This is a genomic window from Pseudovibrio flavus, assembly GCF_009711345.1.
GTDB classification, from domain to species: Bacteria; Pseudomonadota; Alphaproteobacteria; order Rhizobiales; family Stappiaceae; genus Pseudovibrio; species Pseudovibrio flavus.
Genome location: NZ_SMMA01000055.1, coordinates 86,110 through 102,949, shown reverse-complemented (window position 1 = coordinate 102,949; position 16,840 = coordinate 86,110). Strand labels below are relative to the sequence as shown.

General features: G+C 51.9%; 13 protein-coding genes and 1 riboswitch. Of the genes, 4 read left to right on the top strand and 9 right to left on the bottom strand.

The window, feature by feature from the left end; all coding sequences use genetic code 11:
- Positions 1-121: 121 nt before the first annotated feature.
- Entirely contained in the window at positions 122-481 is a 360-nt protein-coding gene (locus E1162_RS05110) for a PepSY-associated transmembrane domain-containing protein (protein WP_155127788.1), read from the bottom strand.
- Here E1162_RS05110 and E1162_RS05105 point away from each other — a divergent pair.
- From E1162_RS05105 to E1162_RS05095, 3 genes are all read left to right on the top strand, one after another.
- Entirely contained in the window at positions 480-1,523 is a 1,044-nt protein-coding gene (locus tag E1162_RS05105; protein ID WP_155127785.1) for an RluA family pseudouridine synthase, read from the top strand. The genes E1162_RS05110 and E1162_RS05105 overlap by 2 nt on opposite strands.
- Positions 1,524-1,674: 151 nt before the next feature.
- Positions 1,675-2,577: an RNA polymerase sigma factor RpoH gene (gene rpoH / locus E1162_RS05100; protein WP_155127782.1), complete on the top strand. Its 903-nt coding sequence runs from the start codon at positions 1,675-1,677 to the stop codon at positions 2,575-2,577.
- A gap of 131 nt (positions 2,578-2,708) precedes the next feature.
- Positions 2,709-4,757 carry a CHASE2 domain-containing protein gene (locus tag E1162_RS05095; RefSeq protein WP_155127779.1) on the top strand — a complete coding sequence of 683 codons (2,049 nt, stop codon included), beginning with the start codon at positions 2,709-2,711 and terminating at the stop codon, positions 4,755-4,757.
- 66 nt (positions 4,758-4,823) lie between these two features.
- Here E1162_RS05095 and E1162_RS05090 read toward each other — a convergent pair whose 3' ends face one another.
- The 4 genes from E1162_RS05090 to E1162_RS05075 all read right to left on the bottom strand — a co-directional run bounded on the left by E1162_RS05090 (position 4,824) and on the right by E1162_RS05075 (position 9,893).
- Complete coding sequence (locus tag E1162_RS05090) at positions 4,824-5,765, bottom strand: ABC transporter substrate-binding protein (RefSeq protein ID WP_155127776.1); 942 nt, start codon at positions 5,763-5,765, stop codon at positions 4,824-4,826.
- Positions 5,766-5,790: 25 nt separating this feature from the next.
- A complete protein-coding gene (locus E1162_RS05085) occupies positions 5,791-6,546 on the bottom strand; it encodes an ABC transporter permease (RefSeq protein WP_155127773.1) in 756 nt (251 codons plus the stop codon).
- Between the two features lie 147 nt (positions 6,547-6,693).
- A riboswitch (TPP riboswitch) is annotated at positions 6,694-6,794 on the bottom strand.
- A gap of 104 nt (positions 6,795-6,898) precedes the next feature.
- Positions 6,899-8,563 (bottom strand): hypothetical protein, encoded by a 1,665-nt coding sequence (locus E1162_RS05080; protein ID WP_155127770.1) that lies wholly within the window; start codon positions 8,561-8,563, stop codon positions 6,899-6,901.
- 37 nt (positions 8,564-8,600) lie between these two features.
- Positions 8,601-9,893: an adenylosuccinate synthase gene (locus E1162_RS05075; RefSeq protein WP_155127767.1), complete on the bottom strand. Its 1,293-nt coding sequence runs from the start codon at positions 9,891-9,893 to the stop codon at positions 8,601-8,603.
- 322 nt (positions 9,894-10,215) lie between these two features.
- On the opposite strand from E1162_RS05075, the gene E1162_RS05070 reads away from it, so the two are divergent.
- On the top strand, positions 10,216-11,136 hold the full coding sequence (locus E1162_RS05070; protein WP_155127764.1) for a DMT family transporter: 921 nt from the start codon (positions 10,216-10,218) through the stop codon (positions 11,134-11,136).
- A gap of 79 nt (positions 11,137-11,215) precedes the next feature.
- On the opposite strand, the gene serA is transcribed toward E1162_RS05070, so the two are convergent.
- The 4 genes from serA to glmM all read right to left on the bottom strand — a co-directional run bounded on the left by serA (position 11,216) and on the right by glmM (position 16,767).
- Complete coding sequence (serA, locus tag E1162_RS05065; RefSeq protein WP_155127761.1) at positions 11,216-12,802, bottom strand: phosphoglycerate dehydrogenase; 1,587 nt, start codon at positions 12,800-12,802, stop codon at positions 11,216-11,218.
- Positions 12,803-12,894: 92 nt separating this feature from the next.
- Entirely contained in the window at positions 12,895-14,067 is a 1,173-nt protein-coding gene (locus E1162_RS05060; protein ID WP_155127758.1) for a phosphoserine transaminase, read from the bottom strand.
- 333 nt (positions 14,068-14,400) lie between these two features.
- Positions 14,401-15,204: an outer membrane protein gene (locus E1162_RS05055; protein ID WP_155127755.1), complete on the bottom strand. Its 804-nt coding sequence runs from the start codon at positions 15,202-15,204 to the stop codon at positions 14,401-14,403.
- A 219-nt stretch (positions 15,205-15,423) separates the two neighbouring features.
- Positions 15,424-16,767 carry a phosphoglucosamine mutase gene (glmM, locus tag E1162_RS05050; protein WP_155127752.1) on the bottom strand — a complete coding sequence of 448 codons (1,344 nt, stop codon included), beginning with the start codon at positions 16,765-16,767 and terminating at the stop codon, positions 15,424-15,426.
- Between the last annotated feature and the right edge of the window lie 73 nt (positions 16,768-16,840).

Sequence of the window (16,840 nt, the reverse complement as noted above, 5' to 3'; positions counted from 1 at the left end):
GCGGCGTCCTAACCGCTAGACGATGGGCGCCTGAGCTGTCGCGTTCGCGATGAAGGGCGGTTTAATGGCTTCCTCTTCGCTTGGCAAGCCCTCTTTTGAAAAGAAGCTCACTTTTTCCAAACTATCTTGCCATAAAGTTGGTTCGGCCCAAAATTTTGCCCGTCACAGGGTCAATATACACAAGCGCCTGTGCATCATTTTCATTAATCAATGCAACGATCTGCCCTTCATGCATAGAAACGCTTAGAACGCGAGCGTTTTCGCCAATTGCCACAGTCGCTGCAATATTATCAGCAGAGATATTGGAACTATTGGCGCTCAGCTTGTAAAAGATGGCAGCAAAGACGGCTACAAGGCCAATAACCATGATAAGGCTCGACCCCATGAGCAGGCCACGCATTTTCTGCTGAACCCGAAGCACGGCAGGATCAAGTGGCTGCTCCTCTTGAGGGGAGTTGCTGTCATGAACAGGATCACGCATGAACGAAAAGTCTCCAGTTGGCGTCTCGCCGGTAGATAATGATGACATTGCCCAAGAGCAAGCAACGATCATCGTTGATGGTGCCTATGCAGGAAATCGCATTGATGCATTTCTCGCAGGCCATTTAAATGAATTCAGCCGAAACCGCCTACAGGCACTCATTAAAGCCGGACATGTATTCATAGGTGGCCGCAAAATAGTGGAGCCGAAAACACGGGTCAACGAAGGTGAGACGATTACCCTCACTGTTCCAGAGGCAGAGCCGGCAGAACCACAGGCCGAGAACATTCCGCTAGACATTGTTTTTGAAGATGAAGACCTCATCGTCATTAACAAGCCAGCAGGTCTTGTTGTTCACCCGGGAGCAGGCAATAGCACAGGCACACTGGTTAATGCACTGATTCATCATTGCGGCGCATCTCTTTCCGGTATTGGCGGGGTTAAGCGTCCCGGCATCGTGCACCGTTTGGATAAAGACACCACCGGCCTGCTCGTCGTTGCTAAAAACGACATGGCGCACAATGGCTTGGCTGCGCAGTTCGCAGATCATGGCCGTACAGGACCGCTGGAAAGAGCGTATAAGGCTATCGTCTGGAGTGCTCCTTCATCTCTGCGCGGAACGGTGGATGCAAACCTTGCCCGCTCTACCGCCAACCGCCAGAAGATCGCAGTGGTTAAAACCGCTGGCCGTCATGCAATCACCCACTGGCAAATTTTGGAGCGCTTTGGTCCAGAAGATGCAGAACCCGTTGCCAGCTTGATTGAGTGCCGTTTGGAGACAGGTCGCACGCACCAGATTCGTGTGCACATGTCCCATATTGGCCATCCTCTTCTTGGGGATATGGACTACGGCGCAGGCTACAAATCGAAATTCAACAGATTTGAAGAGCCCTTGAAATCTCAAGTGGCCGACTTCAAACGACAGGCTCTACACGCCGGATTGCTTGCTTTTGAGCACCCAAGAACTGGCGAAGTTATGCGGTTTGAATCTGAATTGCCCGAGGACTTCGCAAGCATTTTGCAATCATTACGAAAAATTTAGGCAAAAAATCCACGCAATGCGGTAGCGTTTTCGCCACAATGAACCCATATGAAAGACTTGGCGTGCTCGAGGGGCGAGGCGCCAAGACTTGTGTTTGCCTGTTGCTCTGGCTTTGGGAGCGGGGAACACTTACAGCTAGAGGGGTGCATAAATGGCCCGGAACATACCTGCTGTTACCAGCAACGAGAACGGCTTGAGCCGTTACCTCGATGAAATTCGCAAGTTTCCTATGCTTCAACCGCAGGAAGAGTACATGCTCGCCAAGCGGTTTAAGGAGCACGAAGACGCTGGCGCTGCCGAACGCCTTGTGAATTCTCACCTTCGTCTCGTCGCAAAAATCGCAATGGGGTACCGTGGTTATGGCCTACCACTTGGAGAAGTTATCTCCGAGGGTAACGTAGGCTTGATGCAGGCTGTTAAGCGTTTTGAGCCCGATAAAGGGTTCCGCCTTGCCACCTACGCAATGTGGTGGATTAAAGCCTCTATTCAGGAATACATTCTGCGAACGTGGTCTCTGGTAAAAATGGGCACCACGGCCAACCAGAAGCGCCTGTTCTTCAACCTGCGCCGTCTCAAGGGCCGTATTCAGGCTCTGGATGATGGCGATATGAAGCCGGAACACGTCAAAGAAATCGCGACGACCCTCGGTGTGAATGAAGATGAAGTGATCACAATGAATCGCCGCCTCAGCGGTGATGCATCATTGAACGCACCTTTGCGCTCCGATGAAGGGGACTCTGGCGAGTGGCAAGACTGGCTTGTTGACCATTCTGACACGCAAGAAACCACCCTTGCAGAACAGGAGGAGTTCGACAGCCGCAGAGACATGCTGAAAGACGCTATGGAGGTTCTCAATGACCGTGAGCGCCGTATCTTCATGGCACGCAGACTCTCAGAAAATCCTGTGACATTAGAAGAACTTTCCGCAGAATTCGGCGTGAGCCGCGAACGTGTTCGACAGATTGAAGTTCGAGCTTTCGAGAAGGTTCAGCAAGCTGTCGTAGAGGCCGCAAATTCCCGCCAAGGTCAGCCACTAGCAATCGAAACTCGGTGATTATATCAATATTAATTCAAACCTGAGTTGTCGTAGGGCTTGTTCTCAGCTTTCCCCTCTCTCATACTGATTGACGGAGGGGGAGGCATAAAACCAACAAAAAACCCCTAAACACATATCAGGGGTGCGTTATGGCCAGCTCGGGGCGGTTGCTTCAGCATAGGAAAGCCTTTTCCTTTGTTGTTGCGTTGGTGGTTTTAGTCTTTCTTGTAGCCTTCAAGGCTGCTTATCCTCAGTATGCCGAGATTATCAGCCAGCCTGCTCTAAGCACCATGCAAAAGGTTTGGCCGCGAGCTGAACCTAAGCAGAAAGCTTTCACAATCCTGCTGGAAAACAGACAGGACGAAGCGCTGCCTTGGAACCGCGCCGAAATAGCGGCTCTTCTGAGCGAACTGGGCAAATATGATCCCGCGCTCGTGGTGCTAGACATTGACTTGTCGCAGTCGGACTCTTCTTCTCCAAGCCAGAATCCGCAGCTTTATAAGGCGTATCGCGGCAATACCGCTTCTGTAGGGCTAAACACCCCTCTTCCCGATCATGATGACATCCTTGCGGAAACACTGAGAACCATACCAACCGTTCTCACCCAGTATTCTAAACCGTCGCCGGGTGGCTCGACCACGTACAGCGCACCTCTAGAAAAGTTCTCCATTTATGCCCGTGCGGTAGCCCGTCAGCCTGCTTTTGCTATAGACAACGACGGCTTGTTCTACTCTGTTTCGACACAGGACCCGCTCTTTCCGTCCCACGGCATTGTCTCAACTGTCATCAGCACGCTGGGAAATGACGATGGCCGAAAATTAGTGCCGCCACTGAAGGAACAGCCAGAAGAGTTCTTTACGGAAACAGGAAAGATCATTCTCTATAGATCCGAACAGTTTGACCATCAGGTGCTATCTGTTCGCTCTGCTAGTGCTGCAACCCTTGTAGATAGTGATTTGGCTAACGCACTTAAGGGTGCAGTTGTGTTTGTTGGCCATCAAGGTCACCCAACTCACATTCACGCCCTTGCAGTGGAGCAGTTCCTACAATCTGCGTTCTTGGAAAAGCCCCTCTGGGCAGAGCGGGCAGAGCTTCTGATTACAGCTGCTTTGGGCCTACTCGTGCTTATGACAGCCTTCAGCTATGGAAGCTTTAAGGGGCTTGTGGTGTTCAGCGGAGCAACCCTGATCCTTACCGGCTGGGCAGCATGGGAGTTTGCCTCAGGGCCTCGGATATTCGATATATCGTACGCTGCAGCTACCGCATTTTTAGTTTTCTTCATCTTCACGACAATACGCATCGCAACGAACCGCAGGAACAAGGCCAAATTATCGGCTGCGATGGCTGGCTTCGTCGCCCCTCGCGCCCTTTCAAGTATTGCTAGTAAGCCGGAACAGCTGGCACTTGAAGGACAGGAGACGGAGATTACAGCACTACGAGCACAGATCGTCGGCTTTGACAGCCTGTTCGAGACCCATTCTGGAACACAGCTCGTTTCGCTTTGCCGTATACTTTCCAATGCTCTTAGTGACGAGATTCAGGTCAACAACGGCACGGTCGGCTTCCTCAACCCCAAAGGGCTAACTGCATTCTGGAATGCACCGCAGGAAGAAGCACGCCATGCTGCTGTTGCATGTAAAACCGCTCTCGAACTGCGCCGCCTGATAGAGCGTTATAACGCCCGCGACATGTTCCATTTCAAGGCACGAGGCTTTGAAGAACAGCAGCTAAAGATCGCGATCACCTTGGCGTCTGGAGAAGCAACCGTTGGTAATGTTGGACCACGCAGGCGCTTCCAATATGCTGCCGTTGGCCCAGCCCCGAAGCAGGCAACGAAAGCAACTGATCTATGTGAAGTTGTTCGGTATCCAGTTTTGGTGACCGTTAAAACGAAGGAAGAAGCCTCAGAGTTCGCCTATCTTGAGCTGTATTATGGGCCAGAGACGGAAAAGCATCAGCACTACGCCCTTATCGGTGATGCTTCCATGGCATTTTCTGAAAGCTTCTTGAAGCTAAAGAGAACCCACAAGCAGCTCCTTGCAGCCCTGTTTGAAACGGATGCAGAGGCGGCTGAAAAGCTTCTGGAAGAATGCAAAAGTGTAGCAGGCGCAGAACTTGAAGAGTTTTACGAAGCTCTCCAAGAACATGTCATGGCGCTGCAGGAGAATGCGGAAAATCAAGCGGTCGCCGCCGAATAAACAAAAGCCGCGATGGAGTTAGCGCTCTCACCGCGGCCTTTGGCAAATTCAAGAGTAGTCAGCCGACTAGCGCAGCTCTACTGCATACTGCTCTACTGGCGTTTCCTTTTTGATCAAGCCTTTGTTCAAAAGGAAGTCCGCAAAGCGCTCGTAGCGACCTGTGTCCATCGCAGCAGGACGTGCAGCAAAGCGCGGCAGAGTATCTTTCCAAGCGCGGCGGTTCAGCTCATCATCAAGATGCGGATACTGTTCGAGGAAAGCAGCCCAAGAGTCTTCTGGGTGGTTCAGCAGGTAAACAGTCGCAGCTTCAATAGCAGCAAGGAACTTCTTCAGGCGCGGGTCATCCAGCTTGTCTTTGTGGGCGATGTAAAGCAGTTCGTCATAAGCTGGTACGCCGTTTTCTTCCGGGAAGAATGCCTTGCCCTTACCACCTTCCAGCTCAAGCTGGGTCAGTTCAAAGTTGCGATAACCACCAATGATTGCATCAACTTGATCAGCCAACAGGCTCTGAGAGAGCGCAAAGTTCACGTTGATCAGTTCAACATCATCGAGTGACAGGCCGCTCTGCTTGAGCATCTGGCCCAGCATCGCGTCTTCAAAACCCGAAACAGAGAAGCCGATGCGTTTGTCCTTGAGGTCTGACAGTTCTTTGATCGGACCATCAGCTTTAACAATCAATGTGTTAAGCGGCGTCGCAACCAGTGTACCGATACGAGCCACCGGAAGACCTTCATCCACCTGCGCATGCAAAACCGGTTGGTAGGAAATTGCAACTTCGCCCTGCCCTGCAGCGACAAGGCGAGGCGGCATTGCAGGGTCCGCAGGCTCGATCAACTCCACATCAAGGCCCTGCTTTTCAAAAAAGCCGCGAGCTTGCGCCACAACCAGTGGCGCATGATCCGGATTTACGAACCAGTCCAGCAAAATGGTCATTTTCTCATTTGCGACTGCGTTAACAGTACCAGCAAGAAGAGCAAGGCCGGTTACGGCACCAAGAAGCTTACTCATGAATATCATCCCCTAGTTTGAAAAATCAGTTTTCTTCCTGCCAATAAACGAGCTTGCGGGTAGCAACTTCAACGATGGCTCGCAGGCTCAAGACCATGACGGCAAGCAGCAACAAGGCGGCAAACATGGTTGCCGTCTGCATGCGTGCATTGGCCTGCAACATTATGAAGGCAAGACCACCTTTGGCCCCGACCCACTCACCGACCACAGCACCGATGGGCGCAAACACCGCTGCAATGCGTAAGCCAGAGCAGAGCGCTGGCAATGCATATGGAATGCGCACGTATCGCAGTGTTTGCCATCGTGACATACCGTAGAGCTGTGCAAGGTCCAGAAAGGCCGGATCAGTTCGCCGCAAACCATCATGAAACGTTGACGTGACCGAGAAGAAGATCACTAGAACGGCCATAACGATTTTGGATGTCAGCCCAAACCCGAACCACAAAACCAGCAATGGCGCGATTGCGAAAACTGGGAGTGACTGGGTGGCAGTTATTGGAGGAAGAAGAAAGCGCCGCGCATTTTCAGAAATGCTCAGGACCAACGCCAAAAAAACACCTGCCAAAACACCGAAGAAGAAACCAAGCACGGTTTCACCTGCGGTAATGGAGGCATGATAGAGCAAAAACGACCACTGCCTTACAAGTGCATCATACACAGCAACCGGACCAGGAAGCAGGTATCCAGGCAGCTCGAATAGCCAAACAACGCCGCCCCAAAGCCCTACAAAAAGGCTCAGGCCAGCAGCTATTCTCAAGATACGGAAAAAGAGATCTACCATCACTGCCCTGCCCGTGTTGAAATGTGCACGACAACTGCGCCTTTCAGTAAACAACTGAAATGGCTATGGCAAAAAGCAATTCGTTTGCACGAAAGCATCAGATTTGGATCTCCCTGACTTAGTGACCGTCTTAGGAAGATCCGGGAAGTATGGCTCAGGTTCCTGTCCCTTCGCCGGAATTACCCGGATCAGGTTCAAAGGGTTCGGCTTTCACCATCTCAGCTTGCTAAGCACCCCTCGGACTGACGGGAGAATGGTTGGTTTTGCTTAGAAGTGCAAGCCCTTTGTCAAACAAACCTGCAAACAAAAAAAGCGCCCATGAAGGGCGCTTTAAATTTGAACCGCTTGGAACTTAGTTCCATGTCTCCATGGCAGAGGCGAGAACCTTGTTACCCTGAACGCCCTTTTCAAGCGTTAGGATGGCTCGCTTCCCATCGGAATACAGAAGCGGAATGTCGATCCACTCACGATCTTTCAGGCGCTCCATGTTGATTGTGCGGTCACCTTCAACATCAGATAGAGCAATCCATGCCTCTTCGTCTGTCACCTGAACCGACGCTCCGAGCAACGCATCACCACGCGCCTGCTCTGAGGTCTTCATGATCAGGCCGGCAACGTTTGCAATACCGCGTCCACTAAAGGTGGCTGGCAGTTCAAAGCGGATCTTCACCAGATGAGACGCAGGCATACCGTTGTCGGTATTAGGCTCAAGAGACAAATTAATCTTCATATTGCGGTCAGGCAGGGAAACTTCAGCTTGTACGATATCACCTGTGCTGTCGCCTTTATTCAGGCGCCAAACTACACGGCCCTGCGTGGCCGTTCCAGATGAACCCGGCGTCGCAGATTCTTCATAAAGAATACTCTGCTGAGCAACAGCTGCACCTTCCGGTTTTGCCGGAATGCTCTCTGCTGGACGAATAGAATTCGTCTGTACGCTTACAGTTTCTTCAACCGGAGGCGCTTCAGCGTTAATCGCGGAAGACGGCGTCACATTACGCACAACACCTTCAGCAGGCTCTACCGGTCTTGGTTCGGAAACTGTAGGTTTGCTTTCGCCAGAACCAATACGCGTCACCTGAACCGACTTAGCATCCGGCGCTACCTGCGCACCATCTTCATTGAGCAAGCGATCGCTGTTTTTCTTGGATGGCTCAGGCTCTTTTTCTGCTGGCTGCTGCGTTTCCGCAGGCTGTTGTTCTTCAGAAGCAATGAAGCTATCGAACAACGCAGCGAAATCATCTTTCTGAGAATAAAGAGCGTAGCCGCCCAGACCCAAGAAGATCAGAACCACAAGGCTCGTAATCATCATAGGCATACGCGAAGGCTTCAACCCTTCATCCATAGGACCAGAAACCGGAGCACTGGCAGGCGCTGGCGCAGCACCCATTGCAGGCGCATCGATTTTCGCGCCGCCATCACCGTCAGTTTTCAGCTTGGCGCGGCGGGTTTCACCTGGTACCCAATCATCTTTTGCTGGAGCTTTTGCAGTCTTCTCAGAAGCCAGAGGCGCTTTAGCAGAAACCGCCTGCATATCGGCAATTGGCTCTTTACGCTCGCTCTGGGTTTCTGGCAGTTGCTGCTGAGCTTTCTGGCGCGCGTCATGCGCAGCGCCGCCTAGAGTGCCCGCATCACGGATAGCATCTTTAAGAGTGTTATTCGCGGCAGGCTCACTGGCAGGTGCAGAAGGCGCAGGCTGTGCAGGAGCCTTCTGCGAACTTGTAACTTCTGGGGATTGTGATGCAGTAGCCGCTTTCGTAGCGGCTCCAGTACCTTCTTCGGGTGCTGAACCCAGACCAAGAGACTCTCTTGCTGATTCGGCTTCTACCTTACGTATTGCCTCTTCAAGCTTAAGCTGTTCATCGGTGATCTGGGTCGGCGTTAACGGCGGATCATAGTTCTTGAGCTGCTTGACAATTGCTGTCCGCGCCCGCTGGTACACTGCCCGGCGAGCTGAGCCTGTATTTTCTTGAAGCCCTGCAACAGCTTTCTTTAGAACGGAATAATAGTCCGCCATCGATGAATTAAACCCCCTAAAGGTATGGTGCTAACTCTCAGTCCTGGAAAGGATTTTGTACGAGAATCGTATCGTCTCTTTCCGGACTGGTCGAGAGCAACGCAACCGGTGCACCAATCAGTTCCTCAACATGACGCACATACTTTACAGCCTGTGCAGGCAATTCTGCCCAGCTGCGTGCGCCCTTTGTGGATTCTTTCCAACCCGGGAGTGTTTCATAGATAGGAACAACCCGAGCCTGTGCACCCTGAGAGGCTGGCAGATAGTCAATCCGCTTACCATCCAGTTCGTAGCCCACACAGATCTTAATCTCATCCAGACCATCTAAAACGTCAAGTTTGGTAAGCGCAATCCCGCTGATACCGCTGGTGCAAACGGTCTGGCGAACGATGACCGCATCAAACCAGCCACAACGGCGGCTACGACCGGTAACAGTACCGAATTCATGGCCACGAGTGCCTAGGAACTGGCCGATCTCGTTGGTCTGTTCTGTAGGGAATGGACCTTCACCAACGCGAGTGGTGTAAGCCTTGGTAATACCCAGAACATAATCAACGGAGTTAGGACCAAGACCACAGCCGGTTGCAGCCTGACCAGCAACGGTGTTGGAAGAAGTCACGAACGGATAGGTACCGTGGTCGTTATCCAGAAGAGCGCCCTGCGCACCTTCAAACAACAAACGCTTGCCTTCACGACGTGCCTGATCCAACAGGTACCAGCTCTTGTCCATGAATGGCAGGATCTGGTTAGCAACGCTTGCCAGTTCGTTATAGATATCGTCCGCAGAGATTTCCTTCTCACCAAGGCCACGCAGAAGCGCGTTGTGGTGGGTCAGCATGCGTTCGATCTTGCCTGGAAGAGTTTCAAGGTTTGCCAGATCCATAACGCGGATAGCGCGGCGGCCAACCTTATCTTCGTATGCAGGGCCGATACCGCGCTTGGTGGTACCGATGCGGTTTTCAGCAGAGCTTGCGTTTTCGCGCAGAGCATCCAGCTCACGGTGCAGAGAAAGGATCAGGGTCGCGTTGTCAGCAACACGCAGGATCTCAGGGGTAATCTCTACGCCCTGCTCTTTCAAAGTCGCGATTTCCTTAATCAGGTGGTGCGGGTCAACAACTACGCCGTTACCGATAACGGAGAGTTTGCCGCGTACGACGCCGGAAGGCAGCAGAGAAAGCTTGTAGCTTGTTCCATCGATAACAAGCGTATGGCCCGCATTATGGCCGCCCTGGAAACGGACGATGACATCGGCTTGCTCAGACAGCCAGTCTACAATTTTGCCTTTACCTTCATCGCCCCATTGGGAACCGACAACGACAACATTGGCCATGATTCTTCGCCCTCCTGTGGCGGAGTTCAACCAGTTTAAATTTTTCAGGTCGATCTTGCGGTTTGCGTGAGAAGCAATACCGCGAATAAACACGTGAAACCCCGGTCGTGAACCGGGGCAGTTACGATAGCCTTATAGTACCATAGTACGCAGTTGACGAGTCTTTCATCTGAGGTTTTTTGACCTACTTGCCTGCATTATTTCCTCGCAGAACAATTTAGAGGCGGCAATCGCTTTTCGGGTTGCAACTTTACGTATTTTCCCACAAAACCAAGGACCTTTCCAAGGCCCGAGTATGCCTTAGCTATCGAGTTTGTAAGCAATGCCCCAAAACAAGCCCACCCTCCAGTTCTGGCTATTGTTGAGCTTCCTCGCCTTCATCTGGGGTGGAGCGTTCTTTCTGGCCAAACTCTCGGTCTCCGAGGTGCCGCCTATCCTGCTGGTGTTCTTCAGGGTCTCTATTGCCGGGGTCTGCCTTTGGATGATTGTAGCCCTGCGCGGCAGTGCACTCGGGCTCACCCTCGCAATTCTTCCAAATTTTCTGGTGCTGGGAATGCTCAACAACGTCATTCCTTTCGGCTTATTGTTTTGGGGGCAACAGTCCATTGGGGCTGGCTTGGCGTCAGTGCTCAACGCCTTCACGCCAGTATTTACCATGGTTTTGGCACAGCTCTTCACATCTAACGAAAAGCTGACACCGCTAAAGTTAGGTGCGGCATTCCTTGGCGTATTGGGCGTGGCCGTGATGACCGGCGTAGACGCCTTCACAGGATCATCCGATACCGTGTTACCTCAGCTTGCCTGCTTGGGCGCTGCACTTTCATATGCAACGGCCTTCATCTTCATCCGGCGCATGGCGAACGTCCCTCCACTAACGCTTGCCATTGGTCAACTGACCAGCTCTACCCTCATCCTGCTTCCTATCGTTTTGCTCGGGGGCGACATCGCTGTTGCAACGAACATCTCTTGGGAGATCTGGGGCGCGATTGCAGCGCTAGCTGTCATCTCGACCGCACTTGCTTATCTTATCTTCTTCCGCCTTATCTCCATGGGTGGCTCAACCAATACGTCCCTCGTAACCTTCTTGGTTCCCGTGAGCGCTATTTTGCTAGGCACAGCCTTCTTGGACGAACGCCTCGCCCTCAACCAGTGGACCGGCATTGCGCTCATTATGCTCGCGCTACTCCTCATTGATGGACGTATCGTTGATTTCCTGCGCACTCGCGTCCTTCGCCAGAGCTAGAACAACAGAAATTGGACAACAAAAAAGGCGGCTCCTTTTCCAGAAGCCGCCTTTCCGATCACAAGTTTGGGAGGACTTGTTAGAATTTCATCTGCTTGACTTGGTTTACTTGGTCAATCTTCTCGATCTTTTCAAGAACCTCAGCAGGAATTTCTCCATCGACTTCGCACAAGCAGATCGCCTGCTCACCTTCTGCCTTACGGCCAAGGTTAAATGTCGCGATGTTCACGCCTGCAGAACCCAGGATAGAACCCAACTGACCGATGAAGCCCGGCTTATCATCGTTGGTGACATACAGCATGTTCTGGCCCAGTTCGGCCTCCATGTTGATGCCTTTGATCTGGATGATACGCGGCTTGCCATCGCTGAATACGGTACCTGCGACAGAGCGCTCCTGACGGTCAGTCACAACAGTCAGGCGGATGTAGTTTTCATATACACCCTGCTGCTCACGGCGAACGTCTTCAATCTGAATACCGCGCTCTTTAGCCATTGCAGGAGCAGACACCATATTCACGGTCTGAAGCAGAGGACGAAGAACACCGGTAAGAGCTGCTGCGGTAAGAGCCTTCACGTTCATCTCAGCAACATCACCTTCATATTCAAGGCGAATTGCTTTGATGCCGGATTCAGTTGCCTGACCTGCGAACGAACCAAGCTGTTCGGCAAGCTTCACAAACGGTGTAAGCTTCGGAGCTTCTTCCGCAGTGATGGAAGGCATGTTCAGAGCGTTGGAAACCGCACCATTCACGAGGTAATCAGCCATCTGCTCGGCAACCTGCAGAGCAACGTTTTCCTGCGCTTCAGTTGTAGACGCACCAAGGTGAGGCGTACAAATCAGGTTAGGAGCGCCAAAGAGTGGGTTTTCTTTTGCAGGCTCAACCGCAAATACGTCCATTGCAGCGCCGCCGACTTTGCCGCTATCGAGCGCAGTACGCAGAGCCGCTTCATTGACCAGACCACCGCGAGCACAGTTGATGATGTAAACACCATCTTTCATCTTCCCGATTGCATCTTCATCGATGATGTTGCGGGTTTTGTCGGTCAGAGGCGTGTGAAGGGTGATGAAATCAGCCTTGGCAAAAAGAGTATCCAGTTCAGCCTTTTCGATGCCGAGCTCTACAGCACGTTCCTGAGACAGGAACGGATCGAAAGCAACAACCTTCATCTTCAGGCCGCGAGCACGGTCAGCAACGATGGAACCAATATTGCCGCAGCCGATCAAGCCAAGGGTCTTACCGGTGATTTCGGTACCCATGAACTTCGATTTTTCCCATTTACCAGCTTGCGTGGAAACGTCGGCAGCCGGAATCTGGCGCGCAACAGCAAACATCATGGAAATGGCATGCTCAGCGGTAGTGATCGCGTTGCCGAACGGAGTGTTCATGACAACGATACCCTTGGCAGTCGCGGCAGGGATATCGACGTTATCGACACCAATACCAGCGCGGCCGACGACTTTCAGGCGATCAGTCGCTTCGATAATCTTCTCGGTTACTTTTGTTGCCGAGCGAATTGCAAGACCGTCGTACTGGCCAATGATCTCGCGTAGTTTTTCTTTGTCCTTGCCAACTTCTGGCAAGAAATCAACTTCACAGCCGTAATCTTTGAAGATCTGAACAGCTGCTGGGGAAAGGCTATCGGAAATAAGAACTTTAGGTGCCATCGGACTCTTCCTCGTCTCAATATGTGCAGATGGGAGGCCGGTCACAAAAGTGCGACCGGAGTCTTCGCGTAAACTCTAAATAGAGTGATAGATCAGGCGGTTGCCAGTTCGGCTTTCGCGGTTTCGAATGCCCAGTTCAGCCAAGGAACAAGCGCTTCGAGATCAGCGGTTTCAACCGTTGCGCCAGCCCAGATACGAAGGCCGGATGGAGCATCACGGTAAGCGCCGATGTCATAAGCAACACCCTGTGCATCCAGCGCAGCGACCATTGCTTTTGCGAAAGCTGCCTGTGCCTTATCGTCCAATGCGGCGATAGCCGGATCAACGATCTTCAGGCAAACAGATGTGTTCGAACGGGTTGCAGCATCTACAGCAAGGAAATCGACCCAACTCGTTTCCTCAACCCATTTGGTAAGAACAGCAACGTTTGCATCAGCACGGGCACAGAGCGCCGTCAAGCCGCCCAAAGACTTGGACCACTTAAGAGCGTCCAGATAGTCTTCCACGCAGAGCATGGATGGGGTGTTGATGGTTTCACCACGGAAGATGCCTTCAATCAGCTTGCCGCCTTTAGTCAGACGGAAGATTTTTGGCATTGGCCATGCTGGAACGTAGCTTTCGAGACGCTCAACAGCACGAGGAGAAAGAATGATCACGCCGTGAGCACCTTCGCCGCCCAGAACCTTCTGCCAAGAGAACGTCACAACGTCCAGCTTTGCAAAATCGAGGTCCTGCGCAAAAGCGGCAGAGGTTGCATCGCAGATGGTCAAGCCGGCACGGTCTGCCGCAATCCAGTCTGCATTAGGAACGCGGACGCCAGAGGTCGTGCCGTTCCAAGTAAAGACAACGTCGTGATCGAAATTCACATCAGCAAGGTTTGGCAATTCGCCGTAACCTGCTTCCATCACACGTGCATCAGCAAGCTTAAGCTGCTTTACAACGTCGGTCACCCAGCCAGAGCCGAAGCTTTCCCAAGCAAGCATGTCGACTGGACGTGCGCCAAGCAGAGACCACAGAGCCATCTCAACAGCGCCTGTGTCGGATGCTGGTACGATACCAATGCGATAATCCGCAGGCACCTGAAGCACTTCGCGTGTCAGATCAATAGCTTCTGCAAGCTTGGATTTACCGATTTTAGCACGGTGGGAACGGCCCAATGGTGCATCTGCCAACGCGGCAGGGGTCCAACCCGGACGCTTCGCACATGGGCCCGAAGAAAAGTTAGGGTTTGCCGGTTTAATGCTCGGCAACGCAATATTCATCATGTAACTACCCTCTCAGATAGGCGCCCCTCGTTGGGGAGGGGTGTCCCACAGACAGGGCTATTGCAAATAGCCTGCTCTCGTCAAATGAAAAATCGAAACTACGACTTACTGCTGATGGCAAAGTAAAAGCAAAATGTGCGCTTCTGCGAAGTAAAATCGTGGATTTCTTTTGTGTTTTCGACGATCCTATTTTCCTCCTACAAATTTGGGAAAAGTAATTTTATCGCCCGATCTTGCCCTCAGCTTCATCACCTAAATCGATTCAGCGTGCGCATAAAAAATGGGGTTGCAAACGCAACCCCAGTAAACAGGACGAATCGTACGAAGCGATGATCAGTACTTCGTAACCAAAGGCTCCTGATAACCGTAGGATTCATTTCCGAAGGTGTAGCGCAAACCGACGCGCACTTCATGCGCCTGCAAGTCCTCGTATTTAATCTCGCCGGAAGTCGCGCCGCCATTGTTAGTGGCAACAGATTTACCCATGCCGATATTGAGATAGCGGTAGTTCGTGTCGATGGTCCAATTCGGAGTAATCTCATAGCCCATTCCTGCCATGAGTGCCCACGAGAAGTTCCAGTGACCATCACCCTCGTACTGAACACGCGCGCCGTTTCCATTCACCGCTTCGATCTTGTCCATCCGGACATACGATGCACCAACGCCAGCGCCAACATAAGGAGTGAAGCCGTTATAGTTGCCTAGCTCTGCATAGACGTTCCATAGAACTGTCCAGACATCCATTTCGGCATACTCAAGACTGGTAGGGTATACACCAGGAGTACCACACTGCGTTTGACACGGAGCATCCCCAGAGAAGTCAGACTTCCATTCATAATCGAGGGTAACGTCGGTTCTGAGATGGTCGCTAAAACGGTAACCGACACCAACCCCAACGATACCCGTTGGCTCAAGCTCTTCGTTGTTGAAGTCGATGTGAAGCCAACTTGCAGACGGAGACTTGTAAACCTTGTAACCAATATCGCCACGCAGATACCAGCCACCGGTTTTCTGTTCAAATTCAACAGGCGCCGGATAATGCTCAATGACCGGCTCTGGAAGGTCTGCCGCCAAGACAGCAGAAGGCAAAAGTACAGCCGCAGAGGACTTCAACACAATACTAATAAGTCTATTCATGGCTACGCCCCATAATACCGGTCAAATCAGCATTTTTGACCAATCAAATGTATGAGGTACTTTTTGCACAATAAAGATTACATTAGTATTAACTCTATTTTTTAACGAATAAATTTAACCTTGAGGAATAGTTAACGCCGCATAGCAGAGTTAGCACATTATAAAGAAAAAAGGCGCCCATGATGGCGCCTTTACTTATCATTAACTACTATCGCTTGGTTAGGTAGCTTTTCTTACGGCATCTACAATGCTTTCCACGACCTCGTTGAGCAGATCGCGGTTATCAGCTTCACCCATCACACGGATAAGCGGCTCTGTTCCCGATTTGCGAATAACAAGGCGGCCAGAACCTTCAAGTGCCTTCTCGCCCTTTTCGATCACCGCTTTAACTGCATCGTTCTCCAATGGCGCACCACCGGCAAAGCGAACATTCTTGAGAATTTGCGGTACAGGCTCAAACCGGCGACAAACTTCAGAAACCGGCTTATTCATTTTCTTGACGCAAGCCAGCAACTGCAGAGCTGCAACAAGGCCGTCACCCGTGGTAGCAAAGTCGGAGAGCACGATATGACCGGATTGTTCACCGCCGAGGTTAAAGCCATGCTCGCGCATATGCTCTACCACATAGCGGTCGCCAACCTTCGTACGAGCCAACTCAAGGCCAATACCATTCAGGTAGCGTTCCAGACCAAGATTGGACATAACAGTCGCAACAATACCTGGAGCAGATAGAAGCCCCTCTTCCTGCCATGAGCGAGCAATAACAGCCATAAGCTGATCGCCATCAACCACAGCGCCGCGTTCATCAACGATGATCACCCGGTCAGCATCACCATCAAGAGCAATACCAACATCAGCGCGAACCTCGTGCACCTTACGGCTCAAAGCCTCAGGCGCGGTCGAACCACAGTCTTTGTTGATGTTAAAGCCGTTTGGCTCCACGCCAATCGGAAACACCTCTGCACCAAGCTCCCACAAGACCTCAGGAGCCACTTTGTAAGCTGCACCATTAGCGCAGTCGATGGCGACGCGAAGCCCCTCAAGAGACAGATCACGCGGCAGCGTACGCTTTGCAAATTCCATATAACGATCACGAACGCCGTCGATACGCTTGGCGCGGCCAAGTTCGGCTGGGTCAGAAAGCTTGGCGGTTAGATCGCTATCGATCAGCCCTTCGATCTCAAGTTCGGTTTCATCAGAAAGCTTGAAGCCATCTGGGCCGAAGAACTTGATACCATTGTCCTCAAAAGGATTGTGAGATGCGGAGATCATAACGCCAAGGTCGGCACGCAAGGAGCGCGTCAGCATCGCAACAGCAGGTGTTGGCATAGGGCCCAGAACGATTACATCCATACCGACTGCGGTAAAACCGGCAACCAGTGCGTTCTCAAGCATATAGCCGGAAAGTCGGGTATCCTTACCAATTACCACCCTGTGTCGGTATTTACCGCGGCGAAAAACAACGCCAGCTGCCATACCCACTTTCAAGGCGAGTTCCGGTGTCATCGGCCACTTGTTCGCCGTTCCCCGGATGCCATCGGTTCCAAAATATGTCCGCGCCATGGACGCACCCCGTTTCGTAAAATTCTTTTTCTTCAGACCGTGTGACCATAACCAAGCACATGTTCGGGCTCGT

Excerpts from the sequence above, each read along its gene's own strand:
- E1162_RS05105 (WP_155127785.1), top strand. The coding sequence starts at position 480 with ATGAACGAAAAGTCTCCAGTTGGCGTCTCGCCGGTAGATAATGATGAC.
- E1162_RS05110 (WP_155127788.1), bottom strand. The coding sequence starts at position 481 with ATGCGTGATCCTGTTCATGACAGCAACTCCCCTCAAGAGGAGCAGCCA.
- rpoH (WP_155127782.1), top strand. The coding sequence starts at position 1,675 with ATGGCCCGGAACATACCTGCTGTTACCAGCAACGAGAACGGCTTGAGC.
- E1162_RS05095 (WP_155127779.1), top strand. The coding sequence starts at position 2,709 with ATGGCCAGCTCGGGGCGGTTGCTTCAGCATAGGAAAGCCTTTTCCTTT.
- E1162_RS05090 (WP_155127776.1), bottom strand. The coding sequence starts at position 5,765 with ATGAGTAAGCTTCTTGGTGCCGTAACCGGCCTTGCTCTTCTTGCTGGT.
- E1162_RS05085 (WP_155127773.1), bottom strand. The coding sequence starts at position 6,546 with ATGGTAGATCTCTTTTTCCGTATCTTGAGAATAGCTGCTGGCCTGAGC.
- E1162_RS05080 (WP_155127770.1), bottom strand. The coding sequence starts at position 8,563 with ATGGCGGACTATTATTCCGTTCTAAAGAAAGCTGTTGCAGGGCTTCAA.
- E1162_RS05075 (WP_155127767.1), bottom strand. The coding sequence starts at position 9,893 with ATGGCCAATGTTGTCGTTGTCGGTTCCCAATGGGGCGATGAAGGTAAA.
- E1162_RS05070 (WP_155127764.1), top strand. The coding sequence starts at position 10,216 with ATGCCCCAAAACAAGCCCACCCTCCAGTTCTGGCTATTGTTGAGCTTC.
- serA (WP_155127761.1), bottom strand. The coding sequence starts at position 12,802 with ATGGCACCTAAAGTTCTTATTTCCGATAGCCTTTCCCCAGCAGCTGTT.
- E1162_RS05060 (WP_155127758.1), bottom strand. The coding sequence starts at position 14,067 with ATGATGAATATTGCGTTGCCGAGCATTAAACCGGCAAACCCTAACTTT.
- E1162_RS05055 (WP_155127755.1), bottom strand. The coding sequence starts at position 15,204 with ATGAATAGACTTATTAGTATTGTGTTGAAGTCCTCTGCGGCTGTACTT.
- glmM (WP_155127752.1), bottom strand. The coding sequence starts at position 16,767 with ATGGCGCGGACATATTTTGGAACCGATGGCATCCGGGGAACGGCGAAC.